This window comes from Butyrivibrio sp. VCB2006 (assembly GCF_000420945.1).
Classification (GTDB): Bacteria; Bacillota; Clostridia; order Lachnospirales; family Lachnospiraceae; genus Butyrivibrio.
The window spans coordinates 268,407-286,756 of record NZ_ATVX01000002.1; the positions used below are offsets into that span (position 1 = coordinate 268,407).

Here is an 18,350-nt window from a genome sequence, read left to right on the forward strand (position 1 = left end):
TAAAGAGCTTTATTTGATGCAGATTCTATTCTTTCCGCTTCCCTTAGCCACGTATAAAGCCTCATCTGCGCGGTGGAAAATATCATCAACACTGTCTCCATCTTTGAACTCAGTCATACCTATGCTGATTGTTCTTGTGCCTACACCTTCAAATACTGTTTCAGCAATTTCTTGTCTGACACCATCAATAAGAGAAACCGCATCCTTAAGCGAAGTCTTGGGCAGCATGAAAAGAAATTCCTCTCCGCCCCAACGGCCAATAATAGAATTGGGAACCTTATCAATCTGCTTTTCCAGCATATTACTGATTCCAACAATAACCCTGTCACCTTCAGCATGTCCGTAAGTATCATTTATTGATTTGAAATCATCGATATCGACAATTCCAAGAGTAATATCAAAGTTCATATTCCTGTAATGATCTACAGTTCCACGAACGACCTTATCAATTACACGTCTGTTATTAAGTCCTGTAAGAGCATCAGTATCTGCCATCTGCTGAAGTTCATCGTTAGCAGCGCGAAGCTCAGCTGCGGTAACATTTATAAACGTAGCAAGCCTTCTTACCATGGAAATCTGTCCATGCATTTTCTGCTCGTCAGACATTTCAATCTTCTTGTCACCATTTCCTGTAGGCTGAGCCTTGGCGTGTTCACCTTCACGCATACTTATCGCAATCAGAGTCACATGATGCTCTATAAGATAATCGTCCATACGCATTATCTCACCGCTTGAATAAAAACCTGCCACAGGTGCTATCTTACTAAAAGGCCCTGTTTCCTTGTTGATCAGATATTTCCAATAAAGCCTTCTGACACCACAGGAATAGAGAAATACTGCCTGAGGCGCAAACTCTTTTACATGTTCTGCAAGCTCTGTAACATCGCCTTTAATTACATCCGGATCACCATAGGACAAATTAACCTTAGTTCCTTTATCAAGATCAGCTGCAAGGAGTATTGAACCACTCTCAGAATCACAAGAAAAAGGAAGCCTTAGTACATGCTGGCCATGCTGCGTGGACATAATCGGAAACTCTAGTATATTGGAAAAGAAATCATCATTAGCCTGAATATCAAGATACTTGCTGTAAATCTGTGTAGCAGGAACCCCATCCAGCTCATAAAGGCGCTTACCTTCTATCTTGGTAGCCGTCATATCTTTTCCCAAAGGCTTCCAACCTATGGCATGCCTGATATCAACTACAAGATCATCACCGGAATAAGTTATCAAAAGAACTCCTGCATGGCTTATGTCATTCTCATTCATTACGCTGGTATAAGTCTCAGAAATATCGGCATTTGCACTGCCGCCTCCAAAAAACTGGACGTCACTTCTGCACTTTTCTACTTTGTTGAGAATCTTGCGAGAATTAATAGTCTTAAGTGTTATCAGTATTTCTGCAGCCTTGATGTTGTCAGCCTGATTGATCACATCCATGATCCTGGATCCGACTTCAGTTTCACCATCTACGGGACAATCATATAAATGTACACTGACATCTGTAGATTCAAACACAGACACTGCCATGACCATGCCATATTCAGCAAGATGTCCGTCACAGATATCACCATTTGAACTGGTTCCGCCAATATGCGCATCTTTGTAAACATCCCTGATAATGCTCTGAACCTGATTTATCTGCTCATCTGTAAACACAATCGAATACAGATGGAAAAGAATCGACTTGTAAGGATGGTTTTCTGTATATGCATAAACCTCCTTAATGGCTTTATCTACTTCCCCAACCTGTGTAAATTCATAGTTAAACTGTTTCATTTAGCCCCCTCAACATCTAGCCATAAGCCTCTTTAAGAAAATCGGCTGGAATATAAAGATTAATACATATCCGACAATAAAGCAAATAATCAGTGATGGAAAAAACATTCCAGCAAAACTTATCTGAGCCATACCACCGGACTGTTTCATTACCATCTGATATGCCAAAAATACCATGACAAAAGTTATAATAGGCGTATATATAAGGTTCGAAATAAGACTTGCAAATAGTCTTTCTGCAAGCGTTCCCTGCCTAAGTCCAAGTTTTCCCGCCAAGATGTTTGTAATTTTTCCCATTGGAATCAAAAAGCCGATGATCATGCTGATAATAGTGCTCACGATAAAACTGATAATAAATCCCGGCACAGTAAAATGCCCTGAAGTCCCCATTCCCACAAGAGATAGACAACAACTCATGAGAAGTCCCATTCTGATACTCATTCCGCGTCCGACTTTCTTCATCTTCTCTTCCATTTGATTCCTCCGATTCTCATGCTCAATAATCATCTTCAGGTTACTAACATTTTTCATTTGAATCCCATGAAATATAACACCTCAATTATATCAAAAATCCAAATGAGATACAGTCTATAAGAGCCCTGTACGCAAGTTTTTTTACTTATTTGAACAACCTTATGATTTATGGTAGTATCTTAGGGTTGCTATATTCTTTTAGACAGATAGAAAGGATTAAATATGAAAATCGCAGTAACTTACGATAATGGTGAAGTATTCCAGCACTTTGGACATTCAGAGAACTTCAAGATATACGATGTTGATCAGGATGGTAAGGTCGTATCTTCAAATGTCATCGGAACAGATGGTGCAGGACACGAAGCTCTTGCAGATCTTCTTGCAGATGAAGAGGTAGATATCCTTATCTGCGGCGGTATTGGCGGCGGCGCTATGCAGGCTCTTGACGAGAATGGAATTGATGTTTGCTCAGGAGCATCAGGAAGCGCTGATAAAGCTGTAGAGGATTTCCTTGCAGGAATTCTTGAGAGCACAGGTGTTAACTGTGATCATCACCACGGCGAAGGCCATGATGATCATGAACACAGCTGCGGAAGTCACTCATGTCACGATGAATCTTCTGAAGAAGAAGATTGCGGCGGATGCGGTGGATGCTCAGATGATGAAGAAGCCGGATGCGGCGGTGGCTGTGGCGGATGCTCAGGTTGCCATAGCACTCCTCTCTTCGAAGGCAAGAACGTTGGTAAGACCTGCCGAGTTCACTACACAGGAACCTTCAACAACGGTGAGAAATTTGATTCATCCTATGACAGAGGACAGACTCTTGATTTCGTTTGCGGTATGGGAATGATGATTCACGGCTTTGATAAGGCTGTTGCCGAAATGAATGTTGGTGATATCGTTGATATCCACCTTACACCAAACGAAGCTTATGGTGAGATTGATCCTGATGCAATCATTAAGCTCCAGATTTCCGAGCTTCCTGGTTCTGAGGATCTTACTATCGGACAGCAGGTATACCTTCAGGATATCTACGGAAGACCAATTCCTGTTAAGGTTATTGAGAAGACTGAAACAGAGATTACTTTCGATGCTAACCACGAGATGGCTGGCAAAGAGTTAAACTTCAAGATTGAACTTGTAGAAATTGCAGACTGATAATTAATTATGTCAATAAAAAGAGCTGTCTTAACATCTTTGATTTCCGGATATTATCCGAATCTGTGATGATTACGACAGCTCTTATTTTATACCGTTCCCGCGTATCCCTTTTCTTTATACACTCTCATCATCTCATTGGTGAGGCTGTAGTCAGGTACCTGAAGTACAATATCTTCCGGTGAAACCCACTCAGCGTACTTAAGTTCAGACTCATCCATTCTGATTTCTTTGTCACCAGCCACATCACAATAGAATCCGCTTAGGATATCAGAGGCCATTCCCCAAGGTTGTGACTTATAATACCTGATGTTAGTTACTTCAAGTCCCACCTCTTCCATTACTTCACGCTTAACTGTCTCTTCCAGCGTCTCGCCGATTTCTGTAAAACCGGCAACAAGAGCGTTCTGACCAAATCCTGTTCTGTACTTGGTAAGAATAAGCTTGTTGGTTTCCTTATCAGTCACCCCGATTATCACTGCTGGATTGATTCTTGGATATATCCTGTTTCCGCACTTCGGACATACAAGCGCTCTTTCATTGTCATCATGTTTATTACTGCTTCCGCACTTTCCGCAAAAACGTGAAGTGTCATACCACTCGTATAAATGAAATGCGGTATATATGGCAAAAACATAGTGCCTTGGCTTAAGGTTTTCTTTTCTTAATTCCAAAAACTTGCGATAGACAAGAGTTCCTTTACCACCTTCGTCCGCAAAACAATCACTAGTCAATTCCTGATCTATAGATAAAAAAAACCGCTCTTCATCAATTGAAAAAGCATAGACAAGATTATCTGTGCCGATTTCACAAGATATAGATTTATTATCATCAGCATGAGCGAAATCACTTAATCTAGGAATCAGAAAAGAGCCCTCTTCACTTCCAGTTTTAATCAGTATTTCCCTCTCTCTTAGACTTCCTCTAAAAGCAATAATAAAGCTATTTTCATCAGGTCTTTTCTCCGGATCATAATGGTTATCCAGCTTATATGGTGCAATGTCCTGTAGCATATTAGTCATCTACTCCTTCCTCAGTCTGCCTGTAGCTTGCCCCTGCTTCCAAAGCCCTTTTTAGGGCCTTACTGATGTTATCTCTGTACTCAGGCGGGATTTCCTTAAGCTCATTGAACATGGCTCCGAAGTGCCATCTCAGAATTTCCTTAGAGTAGGTATCATAAAGCTTACGTCCCTTGTCATTGACTGTAACAGCTATGGATTTTCTTGAGCCCGGAATATAGTTTTTATCCACCAGCCCCTTCTCCTCAAGCCTGTTTATTATCTTAGTAAAGTTACTTCTGGTAACTCCAAGTCTCTCGGCTACGGCGCTCATAGTCTCCTTCTTCTCTTCATTCTCAAGAAGATACTCCAAAACCTGAATCTGCGCATAGGAATAGGTCACTCCTTCATGGCACAGTTTCTCGCTTTTATAAACATAAGCATATACATTACAGTATCTGATAAGGGCTTCAACCACTTCACGGTATTCACCCATCCATGCAAGTTTCATACAAATCTCCTTAGGTGTTTATTGTATATTTTCCACAAATATTTTTCATTTTCTCCTAGATTATAGACTTATTGCACAATTAATTGTACACTATTTTTGTTTCCAGTGGAAACAAAAATAAAGGAGGGTATTTCTATGAAAGTGAAAAAAGGTACGTCACTACTACTGTGTATTTCTTTGGTTCTGGTGCTTGTGGGGAGCATCTTCGCCGGCCTTTTCAATGGAGGGCTTGGCTCTACCAAGGTAAGCCGTATTTCTTTTGAAGCGGCAAACGGAACTCTATCCGGCCTTCTCTATATGCCAAAGGATGCATCAAGCGAAAATCCAAAACCTGCTATTATTGTAACACATGGTTACCTTAACTCAGCAGAAATGCAGGATGCAAATGCAATTGAGCTTTCCAGAAGAGGTTTCGTAGTTCTGGCTCTTGATCAGTATGATCATGGTCATTCCAAGCTAAACGCATCATCCTATAACAGCCAGGATTTCTTCGGGATGTGGCTTCCATTCTGGGTTAATTCCATGAATGATGCAGTACAGTACATGTACGAGCAGCCCTATGTACTAAAGGATTCAGCAGGCAATGGTATCATCGGTGTAGAGGGCCATTCCATGGGAGGTTTCTCGACAACAATGGCTCTTGCCATGGATGAGATGCAGTTTGCTACTACAGGAGTTCGCAAAGTTTATGCAGGTCTTACAGAGGGTGCGGACTTCTCCTATTCTGCCTTTGCAGGAGTAGACGTTGCCACCGCAGATTCTCTTGGCGGCGGACGCTACATGGGTAAAGTTGCTGCACAGTACGATGAATTCTTCTTCAATGATCCCACTGTAAGCGGCGGTACTGTCCGTCAGAAAAACTACGTGGCAACAGATGAGGCCAAAACCTGGCTTCAGCAGGAAAATCCTACTGCAGGCACATGGTATCAGACTTCTGATGGAGGACAGCGTATCATATATCAGCCCTCACAGACTCATCCCTGGAACCATTTTTCCAAAACAACAACAGGCATGGCTATATCATTCTTTACCACAGCCTTTGCAGACTATTCATCATATCTAAAGAACATTACTCCAAACAATCAGATATGGCAGCTTAAGGAGTTCTTTGAACTTATAGCTCTTATTGGCTTTGTCATGATGCTGGTACCGCTTGTAATGATCATTACAGAGCTTCCATTCTTTAACGGAGCCAAAACTGAAACTCTTGCACTTGCGGCCCCAAAGAAGGAACTTGGTTCAAGATTAGGCAATTTTGCTACACTGTTTGTACTGCTGCTTCTTCCGGCATTTTTCTTTGCTCCGCTTATTGACGGCGGCGCAGGAAGCGCAACAGTTAACTTCCTTTTCTATCTTGGTCTTGTATTTGCTTTTGCTGGAATAATCGGATTTATTCTTTCAGGAAAAGAAAAAGATCACCGGACAGCTTACAGAGTATCCAGCTGCCTGACCGTGATTTCAGGAATAATCCTTGCTGTCATAGCTAAGGTGCCTATGTATCAGAACCTTGCATTTTGGGTAGCACCTGCTGTCAATGATATTGCATATTGGACGATTGCCTGCGCATTTATATCACTTCTTGCAATGAGTGCCATTTTCCTGTTTAGCAAGGTAAAAGAGGGGGCTTCTTTTAAGGACTATGGTGTTGTATTTGACATTAAAGCCATTTTGGCAGGTCTGTGCACTGCGATTTTCACCGTTGTTATTGCTTATCTTGTTCTTGGTCTTATGGATTTTTTATTCAAAGCAGATTTCCGTATCTGGACCTTTGCATTTAAGACCTTTGACATGAATATACTTCCTGCATTCTTCAAGTATTTGCCTACATTCCTGATCTTCTATCTGGTATCTACTGCATCTATCACAGTAAACACCAACACAGAAGCACTTAAAGGAATCAAGGGTTACCTTGTAGCTATCGCGCTTAATGCAGGCGGCATTATGTTGTGGCTCATCAATCAGTATGGAACACTTTTTGCCAAGGGCGTTTCAGCTCACCCCGAATCAGCTCTTTCAGGCATTATTCTGGTAGCAATGGTTCCTACACTCTCAATTGCTGCCATCATATCAAGAGCACTTTATAAGAGACTTGGTAATATATGGACTCCTGCATTTTTAAATGCAATCCTTATGACTCTTATGACAGTTGCTAACACCACTGTATTTCTGAAGTAATATAATAGTCAAAATAAAAAACCGGATAAACCTCTGATGCTTCATACATCAAATCGGTTTATCCGGTTTTTTCTTCATCCTTTACTCACCATTAACAACTCTTTCGCGATAGCTTTCGTACTCCTGAACCTTCTTTTCCAAAAGCTCTACAACAGCATCTAGTGCTCTGTCTGAATAAATGTAGAAAAATCTGTGCTGGCCGCCCTTTAATACTATCTTAAGCTGGGAATAACCTGAAAACTCCTCGTTATATACAGCCTCCACGTAGGCAATGTTGTTTATGGGAACCAGAACATAATCATTCTTTACAAGGCCTATAATGTATTTGGAGAAAATAAATAAATTATTTCCAAGTACATAGCTTGCATTGCCGTCTTTAATATCTTCCTGAAGCTGCTTTTTGTCTGCAACTTTAAGTGCATCCCCATAACTAAATTCCATGGAAAAGACCATTGTTCCCACTACCAAAGCACTAATTGCCCAGAACAAAGTGAATAAACCAACAAGGAGCTCTATCGCATTCATAGCAACATGTAACACTTCGTTATTTATGGTCTCATTTAGATTCACAATTCTAATAAATGCCATCGCCGAAATAAACATAATGCCAAGATAAATAACTATCGTATAGATAAACGGCTTAATATCAAGCAATAGTTTTTTGAGGCTATCAACTTTACCTATTGATCCGGTTTCATCCAGCGGCTTTGTGCTAAGATTATCAGCTCCATTATTAAGCAAATGCGCAAGAAGCTGCTGATATGTATGAGGACAAGGTCTTACCTTAAGAATCTCTTTTCCTTCTTCGTCAAATATAGTCAGGGCGTCACTTTTATTATCAATGTCAAAAGAAATATCTGCGCAGTGATAATACCTTACCTGCTTATCCACGAATAACATATAATCCTTTATCAGATACACCGTAAGCTTTGGTGATGTGACAATTCCAAGCTTCTTATAGAATAAATTATAAAAGAACGGTATACTCATAACCTTATCATTAAAGAAATGGCCAATAACAATCCTGGTCATGTTCTTATTGGACGTACGAAGGAAAGCCTTCGTAAGATCCACTGTGGTAAATTTACCGTTTTTGCCTTGGCGAATCTGCACGCCCTCAGTTTCATTCTTAAGAGCAAGAAATCTTGCGTGAAGCTGCTCATAGCTTTCCGTTTGATTTCTAAAAAGAGCTCTCTCAAAAATATCGTATGACTCTTTTGAAAGACTCACTCCCCCGGTGAGTATCTCCAACACTGCCTCTACAAAAACCGAAGATAATTCTTCCTGATATGGCGATTTAGACCATTTATCAGTAATTGTACTAACCACTTTCTCATTGGCATATTTGGCCACATCCAGCGTTGCCATAGCCATCATGTCAGCTACCATAGCAAGCATTCTCTTTTGTCTGTCAGACAATATAAGTCTATTTGCCACTTTGCTGAAATCATAGATATTCCCCTGAGCATCTTCATTTGATTCATCAGAGTTCTCAGCACTAATATCTGAATTATTCTCTGTATTCTCTTTTCCTGCAGTGCTCCTCTCCATGATATGGTAAACCTCAGTGTCTTTCGCTGTATCTTTACCCGGAATACTTGCATACTGAACCGCCATTTTATAGCTGTCGCGAAGCATTCTGAATTCATCAGGACATTCCGTAGGATGATACTTTTTAGACATCTCTGCGTAGGCTGCCTTGATTTTGTCAATATCCTTAGTTGGCTCTATCTCGAGCCACTCCCATATACTTTTTCTCATAAAAAAGACCTTTCTATATAACTCATTGAATTATACAAAAAGGTCATTAAAATTTCTACTTATTTTCCTTCAAGGTCTGCGACTCTTACAGGCTCGCCATTTAAGAGAATATATCCCGGCGGCAGTTTGGATGCATCAGACATTGAAGTGTATTTTCGTGTTTCATGGACATGTGGCTGCGCCCCGGAAGTATTAAATATGGACTTCTTATTGAAAGTATCATATTTTCCGGGTTTCTTATTAAAGGTATCATACTTTTTATTTCTGTATGTATCATACTTTTTGGGGGCATTTGCAGCGATAGTAGCCCCATTTTTTTGTTTCTTCTTGTTGGCTTTAACAACAGCCAATATTATTCCCCCAACTATCAGTAAATCAATTAATGTACTAAAAGTCTCTCCCATTTTTCCTCCACTTACTTAAGTAAAAACATAAATAACATTACTATCAGAACCAAAACAGTAACTATAAAAGCAATAAGATACTTCGGATCTAATTTTTCTTTTTCCCTATTCACAGGCCTAACCGGTGCCTTATCAGATTCCAAAATATCCTCTATCCTTATTGGCGCCTCTGCCTGTTCGCCCACGCCTTCCGCAAGAAGGTCGTTGGCAAGTTCCACATCAGGATCCGCCTTTGTCTCTACCTCAGCCTTAGGAACCATTTCCCTGGCCTCTGATTCTTTAGGTTCATCAGAAGCTTCTCCCAATTTACTACCGCAAACAGGGCAAACAACGGTATCATCCGGAATTGTAGTCAGGCAATTATCGCAAATCATAAAAGCTCCTCCAATTCATAAAAGTAAAAAACTTCTTGTCCTCCATAATAGACAAAATACCCTTCTAGTGATATTATAGCAAAGTTACACGCATAAGATGTAATGATTTTATACGTTCCATGTCAGTTCGAAACCTTCCTGACATAAAACAAAACTAAAGGAGAGAAATTTAATATGCGTAACAAAAATGTACTATTTATCACTCAGGCTGCTGCCATTGCAGCTCTTTATGTAGTTCTCACACTACTTGCCAACGCTCTTGGTCTTGCCAACTATGCAATCCAGGTTCGTTTCTCAGAGGCACTTACCATTCTGCCTTACTTTACACCGGCTGCAATCCCGGGTTTATTCCTCGGATGCATTATTTCCAACACGCTTACAGGATGCATGCTCCTTGATACCATTTTCGGATCACTTGCTACACTTGTTGGAGCCCTTGTAACCTATTTCATCGCCCATGGATTTAAGACTCCGGGACATGCGGATTACTACTGCAAATCAAACATTAAAAAATGGCTGTGCCCTATTCCTCCGATTGTAGCAAATGTACTTGTTGTTCCACCTGTGCTCTTATATGTTTACCATCTTGAGGGAACACTTCCATTCTTCATGCTGACAGTTGGTATTGGAGAAGTTATTTCCTGCTATCTTCTCGGAATGATTCTCCTTCATGCATTGGAACCAAGAAAAGAGAATATTTTCAGACAAAACATTGCATAAATAATTATACCCATCACCTTGGCGTTAACCAAAGTGATGGGTATTTTTTTGCGTCATAGTTTACGATTTTTGAACAGCTACATACCATTACAGATTAGCAAATTTCTGCGTACTGTTGTTAAGCTGTTCAGTAACCTTATTATTCTCACCCATTGCATCGCTGATGCCCTGAATTTCTCCAACAATCTCTGTGGAATTATCAGCAGAAAGACTGATTGCCTGAGTACTTTCTTTTACCGACTCTGTGATTGCTTCTACTGATTCAGCCATTCTATCCATGATACCATTGAGGTTATCAGCCTTGTCAGTGAACTTCTCAAGAATCTCATCCATGATTACTGCAGTATTCTCGTACTTCTCACTGGTCTCAACAAAGGCATCATAGTCTGAAAGAACCTCTGCATTGATAAATTCGATAACTGACATCGCATTGCTTGAAAGAGAGTTAACGGCCTCTGTAACCTCGTTACTTATAACCTGGATATTTCCGGCTGTCTGTCTACTGTTCTCAGCAAGTGCACTGATTTCCTGAGCAACAACAGCAAATCCCTTGCCGGCTTCTCCGGCTCTTGCAGCCTCAATAGAAGCATTAAGAGCAAGGAGGTTAGTCTGGCTGGCAATATCAAGAATAACCTTGGTAAGTTCGTTGATCTGTGCAACCTTCTCACTATCCTTAACAGACTGTTCAAGGACACTGCCAAGCTCACTGATCTTAGCTCCTGTGTTGTCTTTCTTGCTGATTGCCTCTGACTTGATCTCGTCAGCTTCCTTCTTAATATTTGCTGCAGTTTCTGTTCCGTTTGATGCTTCCTGTCTGATTTCGTTTGTAGCTTCCTTAACTTCTTCAAGTCTTCCTGAAATATGATCAGCTGTATTAGATACAGTATCCATGCTTGCGGAGAGCTCTTCCAAAGCTGCTGAAGTATTGGTAATACTGTCATTAGCCTTTGCAATTTTACTTGTCATACTATCTGACGCAGATGAGAGTACCATTGAACCATCTTTAACTTCTTTAATTATTCCCTGAAGAGTTTCAATGAACTGATTGATTCCTTCTACGATAAAAGAAAGCTCGGTGGTAGTCTTAGTATGGATTCTTTCAGTCAGATCGCCCTTACCCTCATTTATGTCGGAAATAATCTTCTGAAGTTCGTTAACAATTCCGGAAATCTTGTTGCTGATTCTGGTAATACTAAGAATAAGGCTCACAATGACCAGAATCACAAATATTACAGCCAGAATAATAATTCCCTTAAGTGCCCTCTGATAAATAGCATACAGATAATTAGGAAGACCATCCTGAAGTGCTAGAATTGTAGTTTCCACAGTCTCTATTGAAGCATTAACAGCCCCTAAATTTGCACCGTAATCCTGGGAAACATAGGAAATTGCCCCGGCAAGATCCTTAGCCAGAATACTGCTTTTCAGGTTCTGGGCAGTCTGAAGAAAGGCTTCAGTGTTTGACCTCAGTTCTGCCGCCTGTTGTCCGCCATCAGCTGTCTGAGAAACAAGAATACTGTTTTCAATAAATACCAGTGGTTCCTCCACTGAAGCAACGTAATTATCAAAATCCGCAAAATTTTCTTCTGTTATATCTGCACCTGCTTCCATTTGTCCCAGATACATGTTGATTTCAGCGGAAATATGTATAAGACTCTGCTTAAGCTCAGCTTCCTTCTGCAAAAGATTAACTTCATTAGTACTTGCCACTACTGCCGAACTAATCAAGGTCTTTACGCTATTGTTTGTCACTATTATTGTGATAATGAACATCACAAGCATAACAACATTAATAGCCAGATTTTGGAAAATAATTTTCTGGAAAAAGTTAGAAGAATTAGCTTTACCACCATCTTTGCTCACTGTACACGTCCTCCTGATTCTCAAAAATATTTCTTAGCTTTATAGTAACTCTAATTCGTTAAATTTTGTGCTTTATAACGATACTTTAATAATTGTTTTATTATTTTTTCAAATGTAATCACATTTTTTATTCTTACTGTGGTATGATACTTCCCATAAGCGGTTTATTTTCACTTATGTCATTTGCACCAATTTAATTCACACATTAGGAGGAGTCCATGGGAGGATTTTTTGGAGTAGCATCTCGTGAAAGTGCGGTTTTCGACTTGTTCTACGGAACTGACTATCACTCACATTTAGGAACCCGTCGCGCCGGAATGGCAGTCTACAGCAAGGAAAAAGGGTTCGATCGTTCTATCCACAACATTGAAAGGTCATATTTCAGACCCAAATTTGAAGACGATATGCTTAGAATGGAGGGCCATCTAGGTATCGGATGTATTTCCGACTTCGAGCCTCAGCCCCTTATCGTCAGATCTCATCACGGAACATTCGCAATCACTACTGTTGGCAAGATCAACAACATCACTGAAATCACTGATCAGCTCTTTAAGGACAATCACTCACATTTCCTTGAAATGAGTGGTGGAGACATCAACCCTACCGAGCTGGTGGCATCTATCATCAATCAAAAGTCTACAATCGTAGAAGGTATTCGCTATGCACAGGAAGTTATAAAGGGATCAATGTCTCTTCTTCTCATGACCCCGGAGGGTATTTATGCAGCCAGAGACCGTTTAGGCAGAACCCCTGTCCAGATTGGTCAGAAGGATGAAGGCTTCTGTGTCTGCTTCGAAAGTTTTTCCTATCTAAATCTCGGATACACGGCGTATAAAGAGCTTGAACCCGGAGAAATTGCTTATATCACCCCGGAATCAGTGGAAATCGTAGCTCCCGGATTTTCGGAAATGCGAATATGTACTTTCCTTTGGATTTACTATGGATTCCCAGCTTCCACTTACGAGGGGCTAAACGTAGAAAATATAAGATATGCCTGTGGTGGCAAGCTTGCCCAAAGAGATATGCAAAGAGGCATCCACCCTGACCTTGTTGCCGGAGTTCCTGACTCAGGTGTTGCCCATGCCATCGGTTATTCCAACACTTCCGGAATTCCTTATTCAAGACCATTTGTAAAATATACCCCAACCTGGCCAAGGTCCTTTATGCCTACAGTTCAGTCAAGGCGTGACCTTATCGCCAAAATGAAGCTTATACCGGTCAATCAGCTCATAAAAAACAAGAGTCTTCTTCTCATTGATGACTCTATCGTAAGAGGAACTCAGCTGCGAGAAACCACAGAGTTCCTGTACAAGAGCGGCGCCAGCGAGGTTCATATTAGACCTGCCTGCCCTCCTCTTATCTACGGCTGTAAATACCTTAACTTCTCCCGTTCAAACTCAGAGATGGAGCTGATCACAAGACGCGTTATCGAAAAGCTTGAGGGTTATCCATCCCCAGACGAAGAGACAGTCAGAAAGTACACTGATCCTGATTCTCCCGAATATGATGCAATGCTGGAAGAAATCAGAAAAGATCTTAACTTCACATCCCTGCACTACCACAGACTGGATGACATGATTGAGGCAATTCCTCTTGAGCCATGCAATCTGTGTACCTATTGCTGGAGCGGCAGAGAGTAAATGGATTGCATACAACTTAAATTCAGCGTATAATGATATCAAATTAAGGATAATATCCATTGGAGGTGAAAAACATCATGGAAAGAGTCGAGAAATTTTTAAAAGACGCAGGCACCTACTATCTTGCTACTGTTGATGGCGATCAGCCAAGAGTAAGACCTTTTGGTACTGCTCACATTTTTGAAGGAAAGCTTTACATCCAGACAGGTAAGGTAAAAGATGTATCTAAGCAGATACACAAGAATCCTAAATGCGAGATCTGTGCCTTCATGAATGGCCAGTGGCTTAGAGTAGCCGGAGAACTCGTTGAGGATGACAGACTTGAAGCCAAGCAGTCAATGCTAGATGCTTATCCTTCTCTTCAGGGAATGTACAAGGCTGACGATGGAAATACAGAAGTTTTCTATCTTAAGAATGCTACCGCCACCTTCAGTTCTTTTACCAGTGCACCCGAAGTTGTAAAGTTCTGATAATCCTTGTGGCGAAAAATAAGTCTGCATCTCGTTTGCTTAACGTGGATGCAGACTTTTTTATTATTAATATATTTACCTGGCAATAAACATTCCATAATCCTTAGGAAGGTCTATGGCCCCATTTACTTCATGAGTTAAAAGAACTTCTATTGTCTTTTCTCTTGAAAGAGATCCTATCCCATGAAGTGCTTTAAGACTCTGAAGATAATCAGCCAGGTCCTCAACATTGGTTATGTGGAAAGAATCCTTGTAAAAGAGCACCTGAACATCACTAAACTGCTTACCCAGTATATCTTTTCCATTAACAAGAGTGAAATTATGGTTTGGCATAAAGGCCTCTCCACCCAGATCAAACCACTTGGCAAGTTCCTCTGAAAAGCCGTTTTCACCATAGGTTGAAGCATAAAAAGTGCCGCCGTCCTTAAGGACTCTGCGAACTTCTCTGACTCCTTTATCAAGGTCCGGAATGTGATATAGCATAGCGTTGGCAATAACTATGTCAAAAGAGTTATCTTCAAAAGGCAGGTCCTGAATATCTGCCTGCATGTACTCAACATTATCTCTTTCGCCCACATTCTTTTTGCAAGTTTCAAGCATTCCCTCTGAAAAGTCAGTCAAAAGAAGCTTATCACACTTGGCTATCAGGTCGTCATGTCCTATCCAGGATGCCCCGGTTCCGCATCCAAGCTCAAGGACCTTAGCCCCCTCAGGAATTTCATAATTAGACATGATCCAGTTTCCATACCCCTGTTTGTTGGTGGAATACAGCTCATGGAAATTGATTCTTGTACTTAAGCTGTTTGAATTTGCGTACTGCGCTTTTACCGCAGCTTCGTCGTTGGAACTACCTATGTTCATAATGATGCCTCCTTGCATATTTTTATAATCTTATCTATAGTTTCTTTTGCAAACTGATTAAATATTTCTCTTAGTTCTCTAGCATTTCTTTATACAAAGCAAGCTTCTGTTCAACTAACTTTTGATCGTGTTTGAACAGCTCAACTACATCTTCTGCTGTACTTCTGGCAAGATCATATTGTTCCTTTGAGATAACACCGGTTTCCAGAGCCTCATCAAGTTCCTCAGTATCAATTACCGAAATGGTTCCATTGCCGTCTATAACCACATCTAGAAGAAGATCATAAAACACTGCATCACCATTTTCTGCTACTTCATTCTTAAGTGTAATGTCCACATAGTGCTGAAAAATCTCATCACCACGGAACATACTTGTGATCACATAATTCTTGTCACCTGGCGCAAGTTCTACCCACTGATACCCCTTATCTGAAATAATAAGCTTGTTGCCATCTGCTTTATCCACTTCATCCGGAGCCTTGATTCCGGTGAAGGTTATAAGGCCTATACCGCCTTCAAAGAAATCGTCCTTGTGATATTTACACACAAAATCTCTGTCTGTATCTGTGTACCATTCACGTCTGTCTAAGTTTTTCTGCTTTATCTCAACCATTATCTGTCAACCATCCACTCTGTCGACGCTAAAAAGGCATGGAATTACAAGGAAATTACTGCCCTTTGCCTTTTCTCTGTCAAAGTGTGATTCGGGATCTGCCTCCATCCATTTTTCTATAGCAACTGACTTTTCATCTAAATTTCTGATATTTACATTGTTTCTGGGTTCTTCATAATAGGAAAACAAAAGATTCTCATGCATAGAAATATAAGCATACTTATCTCCCATAAGAAGCCCCTCATCCACGATTGCCTTGTGATGCATCACGTAAGAAGGGAGTTTATCCGGATATACAAATGCCACTCTGCCTACCCTTGTCTTACTGTCAGTTGTTCTCTCTTTTTCCCATATATCAAGGTCTTCATCCGGAACATGATGATAGTAAACATTTATCATAGGCGCAAAGTATCTGTCCCCGTCTTCCTCAGGCCAGGGTTTGAGATAGGGCTTAAGATCAGCCATCAAAGTTTCTGCCTGTGAGTATTTGCCAACACTCTCAATGTAGAGAAAGCCCATATTCTCGTATCTGTAAAAGGATACGTTAACCAGTTCTCCTTTTTTAATAAGTGCCGACGCCTTTTCTCTGCATCTTTCAATGATATTATCAAGAGGGACATCGTTTGTCAGAAGTTTAAAGCTACATCTGTACTGTGACCTATTTATCTGCATCAAGCTCTCCTATCTTCATTCAGGCTCAGTTTCCATGCTATTTACATATAATAGCACCCCCGAATACCGCATTACAAGTGGATTATTCGGACCTGATTTTTTTAATGATTTTTAATCGAAATATAATCATATATAATTAGACATATGAATACTAAACATTCGAAAAAAAATAGAATAATATTGATTATCTGCGTGACAGTTCTTCTGCTATGTGCATTTGCAGCCATAGCTTTTTGGCGCGGATATAATAGCTTAAATACTATTGCTGATTATTCGGATAAGCTTGTAATCACAAACCTTGATGTCGGTAAGGCGGACTGTGCCTTTATCGAATATAACGATTATTGTGGGATCATTGATACTGGAACCAAGGATTCCTATGAGACAATAAGTAGTTTCCTTGAAAATAGCGGCAAAAAGGCCATAGATTTCATGCTCCTGACCCATTATGATAAGGATCATGTTGGCAGTGCTGCTAAGCTTCTCAAGAATTATGACGTAAAAGAAATCTATCTTCCTGATTATGTGAGCTCCAAATCCGGATACAACAAAATCATGGATGCCATTTCCGGAAAAGATAATGTAACTTTTGTTTCTGAAATAGTCAATCTGGATTTAGACAAATTAACTATTCAGATTATTCCTCCAAATAATTCCAAGGCTCTTATCTCTGATCTTGATAACATGGATAACAATATGAGCCTTCTTTGCATGATTACTTTCGGGGAAAAGAAATTTCTTTTTACAGGAGACATAGAAGAAGCCCGCATTGCGCAGGTTCTAGAATCAGGGGATGACCTTTCGGCAGACTGGATAAAGCTTCCTCATCACGGAAGATATAAAGAAAACCTGGAGGAACTACTAGCTCTAGTCTCTCCAGGCTTTGCCATAATCAGTACAGGAAGTGAACGCCCCTTAGAAGATCAGGTAAAATCACTCCTTAATAAAGCAGGTATTACCTATTATTCTACAGAAAATGGAAGTGTGCAAACCATATGCAACGGAAGTGAAATCACTATTATTCAAATGGGGACAAGATTGTTCAAGCACTGAAATATTCTATTCAAACAATTGCCTGAATGTCCTTTGGCTTATCCACTACTCTCTTAAGCTATCATTAACCAATCAGATTCTTAATCATCTTCCAGTCCGTGCAGCGGGTAAAGTTACCGGGAAGCTCCACTTCATGATTCCAAGGTCTGTCAATGACCATAACCTTAAGATCAGGTAAGTGATCAAAAAACTTAAATGCCAGCGGAGAATCCTCGATGGCATAGTCAAACTCCATTTTGTAGTAATCTTCAAGTTTCAGATTAAACTCACTGTTCTTTATAAAGGAATCTCTTCCATATTTGTCCAGGCAAAAAAGCTTTGCACGATCAAGTCCATGGTCATCAAGCCATTTTCTTGAGGTTTCATAAGCACTGTAAGGACGACCTGTAATAACAGATACCTCATGTCCATTATCTATAAGTTCATTGAGAGTCTGTGATGCCCCCGGTGTCTCCTCATAGGAAAGAAGCACTTCAGGCCTATGCCCTTCTATCATCAGCTCATCATATTGGTCATCGTTTAGTCCAAAAGACTCTTTTAGATTAAAAAATCTTATGTCCTCATATGGAACTTTTTTATCAAACAATCTGTCTGCAATTCCGGTAAAAGCTCTTGCAGTCTCGCAAAGACAATCATCAAAATCTACGTAAAACTTCATATTCTTACCTCTATTTTTTATTCCAAGCTATTTTACTATCCCCCTTGCTCATTTGACAATAATACATTACAAAATTAATCTCGAATTTTAAAATTGATTAATTTTGTTATCTTGCAATAGCACTTTAAAGTGATAAATTAAATAATTATTAAATTTAGTTTGTTGT

General features: G+C 40.2%; 18 protein-coding genes. 6 read left to right on the forward strand and 12 right to left on the reverse strand.

What is annotated here, in order from left to right; all coding sequences use genetic code 11:
* Positions 1-9: 9 nt before the first annotated feature.
* Positions 10-1,779, reverse strand: a complete 1,770-nt coding sequence (locus G613_RS0102570) for a sensor domain-containing diguanylate cyclase (protein WP_029231162.1) — start codon at positions 1,777-1,779, stop codon at positions 10-12.
* Positions 1,780-1,788: 9 nt separating this feature from the next.
* On the reverse strand, positions 1,789-2,253 hold the full coding sequence (locus tag G613_RS0102575) for a hypothetical protein (RefSeq protein ID WP_029231163.1): 465 nt from the start codon (positions 2,251-2,253) through the stop codon (positions 1,789-1,791).
* Positions 2,254-2,475: 222 nt separating this feature from the next.
* Here G613_RS0102575 and G613_RS0102580 point away from each other — a divergent pair, with 222 nt between their 5' ends.
* On the forward strand, positions 2,476-3,411 hold the full coding sequence (locus G613_RS0102580; RefSeq protein ID WP_029231164.1) for a NifB/NifX family molybdenum-iron cluster-binding protein: 936 nt from the start codon (positions 2,476-2,478) through the stop codon (positions 3,409-3,411).
* Between the two features lie 89 nt (positions 3,412-3,500).
* Here G613_RS0102580 and nudC read toward each other — a convergent pair whose 3' ends face one another.
* A complete protein-coding gene (gene nudC / locus G613_RS0102585) occupies positions 3,501-4,433 on the reverse strand; it encodes an NAD(+) diphosphatase (protein ID WP_242826118.1) in 933 nt (310 codons plus the stop codon).
* Entirely contained in the window at positions 4,426-4,920 is a 495-nt protein-coding gene (locus G613_RS0102590) for a MarR family winged helix-turn-helix transcriptional regulator (RefSeq protein WP_029231166.1), read from the reverse strand. The genes nudC and G613_RS0102590 overlap by 8 nt, the downstream gene beginning before the upstream one ends.
* Before the next feature lie 135 nt (positions 4,921-5,055).
* On the opposite strand from G613_RS0102590, the gene G613_RS0102595 reads away from it, so the two are divergent.
* Positions 5,056-7,095 (forward strand): alpha/beta hydrolase, encoded by a 2,040-nt coding sequence (locus G613_RS0102595; RefSeq protein ID WP_029231167.1) that lies wholly within the window; start codon positions 5,056-5,058, stop codon positions 7,093-7,095.
* Positions 7,096-7,176: 81 nt separating this feature from the next.
* Here the strand turns inward: G613_RS0102595 and G613_RS0102600 are convergent, their stop codons facing one another.
* The 3 genes from G613_RS0102600 to G613_RS0102610 are packed head-to-tail and all read right to left on the reverse strand — an operon-like array spanning position 7,177 to position 9,634.
* A complete protein-coding gene (locus G613_RS0102600; RefSeq protein WP_029231168.1) occupies positions 7,177-8,856 on the reverse strand; it encodes a hypothetical protein in 1,680 nt (559 codons plus the stop codon).
* A 59-nt stretch (positions 8,857-8,915) separates the two neighbouring features.
* On the reverse strand, positions 8,916-9,260 hold the full coding sequence (locus G613_RS0102605) for a hypothetical protein (protein ID WP_029231169.1): 345 nt from the start codon (positions 9,258-9,260) through the stop codon (positions 8,916-8,918).
* Between the two features lie 11 nt (positions 9,261-9,271).
* On the reverse strand, positions 9,272-9,634 hold the full coding sequence (locus tag G613_RS0102610; RefSeq protein ID WP_029231170.1) for a hypothetical protein: 363 nt from the start codon (positions 9,632-9,634) through the stop codon (positions 9,272-9,274).
* Between the two features lie 174 nt (positions 9,635-9,808).
* Between G613_RS0102610 and G613_RS0102615 the strand changes: the two genes are divergently transcribed.
* Positions 9,809-10,354 (forward strand): QueT transporter family protein, encoded by a 546-nt coding sequence (locus tag G613_RS0102615; RefSeq protein ID WP_029231171.1) that lies wholly within the window; start codon positions 9,809-9,811, stop codon positions 10,352-10,354.
* An 87-nt stretch (positions 10,355-10,441) separates the two neighbouring features.
* Here the strand turns inward: G613_RS0102615 and G613_RS0102620 are convergent, their stop codons facing one another.
* On the reverse strand, positions 10,442-12,217 hold the full coding sequence (locus G613_RS0102620) for a methyl-accepting chemotaxis protein (protein WP_029231172.1): 1,776 nt from the start codon (positions 12,215-12,217) through the stop codon (positions 10,442-10,444).
* A gap of 218 nt (positions 12,218-12,435) precedes the next feature.
* Between G613_RS0102620 and G613_RS0102625 the strand changes: the two genes are divergently transcribed.
* Both G613_RS0102625 and G613_RS0102630 read left to right on the forward strand, forming a co-directional pair.
* On the forward strand, positions 12,436-13,857 hold the full coding sequence (locus tag G613_RS0102625) for an amidophosphoribosyltransferase (protein ID WP_029231173.1): 1,422 nt from the start codon (positions 12,436-12,438) through the stop codon (positions 13,855-13,857).
* Between the two features lie 77 nt (positions 13,858-13,934).
* Positions 13,935-14,327 (forward strand): pyridoxamine 5'-phosphate oxidase family protein, encoded by a 393-nt coding sequence (locus G613_RS0102630; protein ID WP_029231174.1) that lies wholly within the window; start codon positions 13,935-13,937, stop codon positions 14,325-14,327.
* A 75-nt stretch (positions 14,328-14,402) separates the two neighbouring features.
* Here the strand turns inward: G613_RS0102630 and G613_RS0102635 are convergent, their stop codons facing one another.
* From G613_RS0102635 to G613_RS0102645, 3 genes are all read right to left on the reverse strand, one after another.
* A complete protein-coding gene (locus G613_RS0102635) occupies positions 14,403-15,188 on the reverse strand; it encodes a class I SAM-dependent methyltransferase (RefSeq protein ID WP_029231175.1) in 786 nt (261 codons plus the stop codon).
* Positions 15,189-15,258: 70 nt separating this feature from the next.
* Positions 15,259-15,801: a DUF402 domain-containing protein gene (locus tag G613_RS0102640; RefSeq protein WP_029231176.1), complete on the reverse strand. Its 543-nt coding sequence runs from the start codon at positions 15,799-15,801 to the stop codon at positions 15,259-15,261.
* A 6-nt stretch (positions 15,802-15,807) separates the two neighbouring features.
* A complete protein-coding gene (locus G613_RS0102645) occupies positions 15,808-16,473 on the reverse strand; it encodes a hypothetical protein (protein WP_029231177.1) in 666 nt (221 codons plus the stop codon).
* 180 nt (positions 16,474-16,653) lie between these two features.
* On the opposite strand from G613_RS0102645, the gene G613_RS0102650 reads away from it, so the two are divergent.
* Positions 16,654-17,526 carry a ComEC/Rec2 family competence protein gene (locus G613_RS0102650; RefSeq protein WP_029231178.1) on the forward strand — a complete coding sequence of 291 codons (873 nt, stop codon included), beginning with the start codon at positions 16,654-16,656 and terminating at the stop codon, positions 17,524-17,526.
* Positions 17,527-17,590: 64 nt separating this feature from the next.
* Here G613_RS0102650 and G613_RS0102655 read toward each other — a convergent pair whose 3' ends face one another.
* Positions 17,591-18,184, reverse strand: a complete 594-nt coding sequence (locus tag G613_RS0102655; RefSeq protein ID WP_029231179.1) for a 5' nucleotidase, NT5C type — start codon at positions 18,182-18,184, stop codon at positions 17,591-17,593.
* Positions 18,185-18,350: the final 166 nt, after the last annotated feature.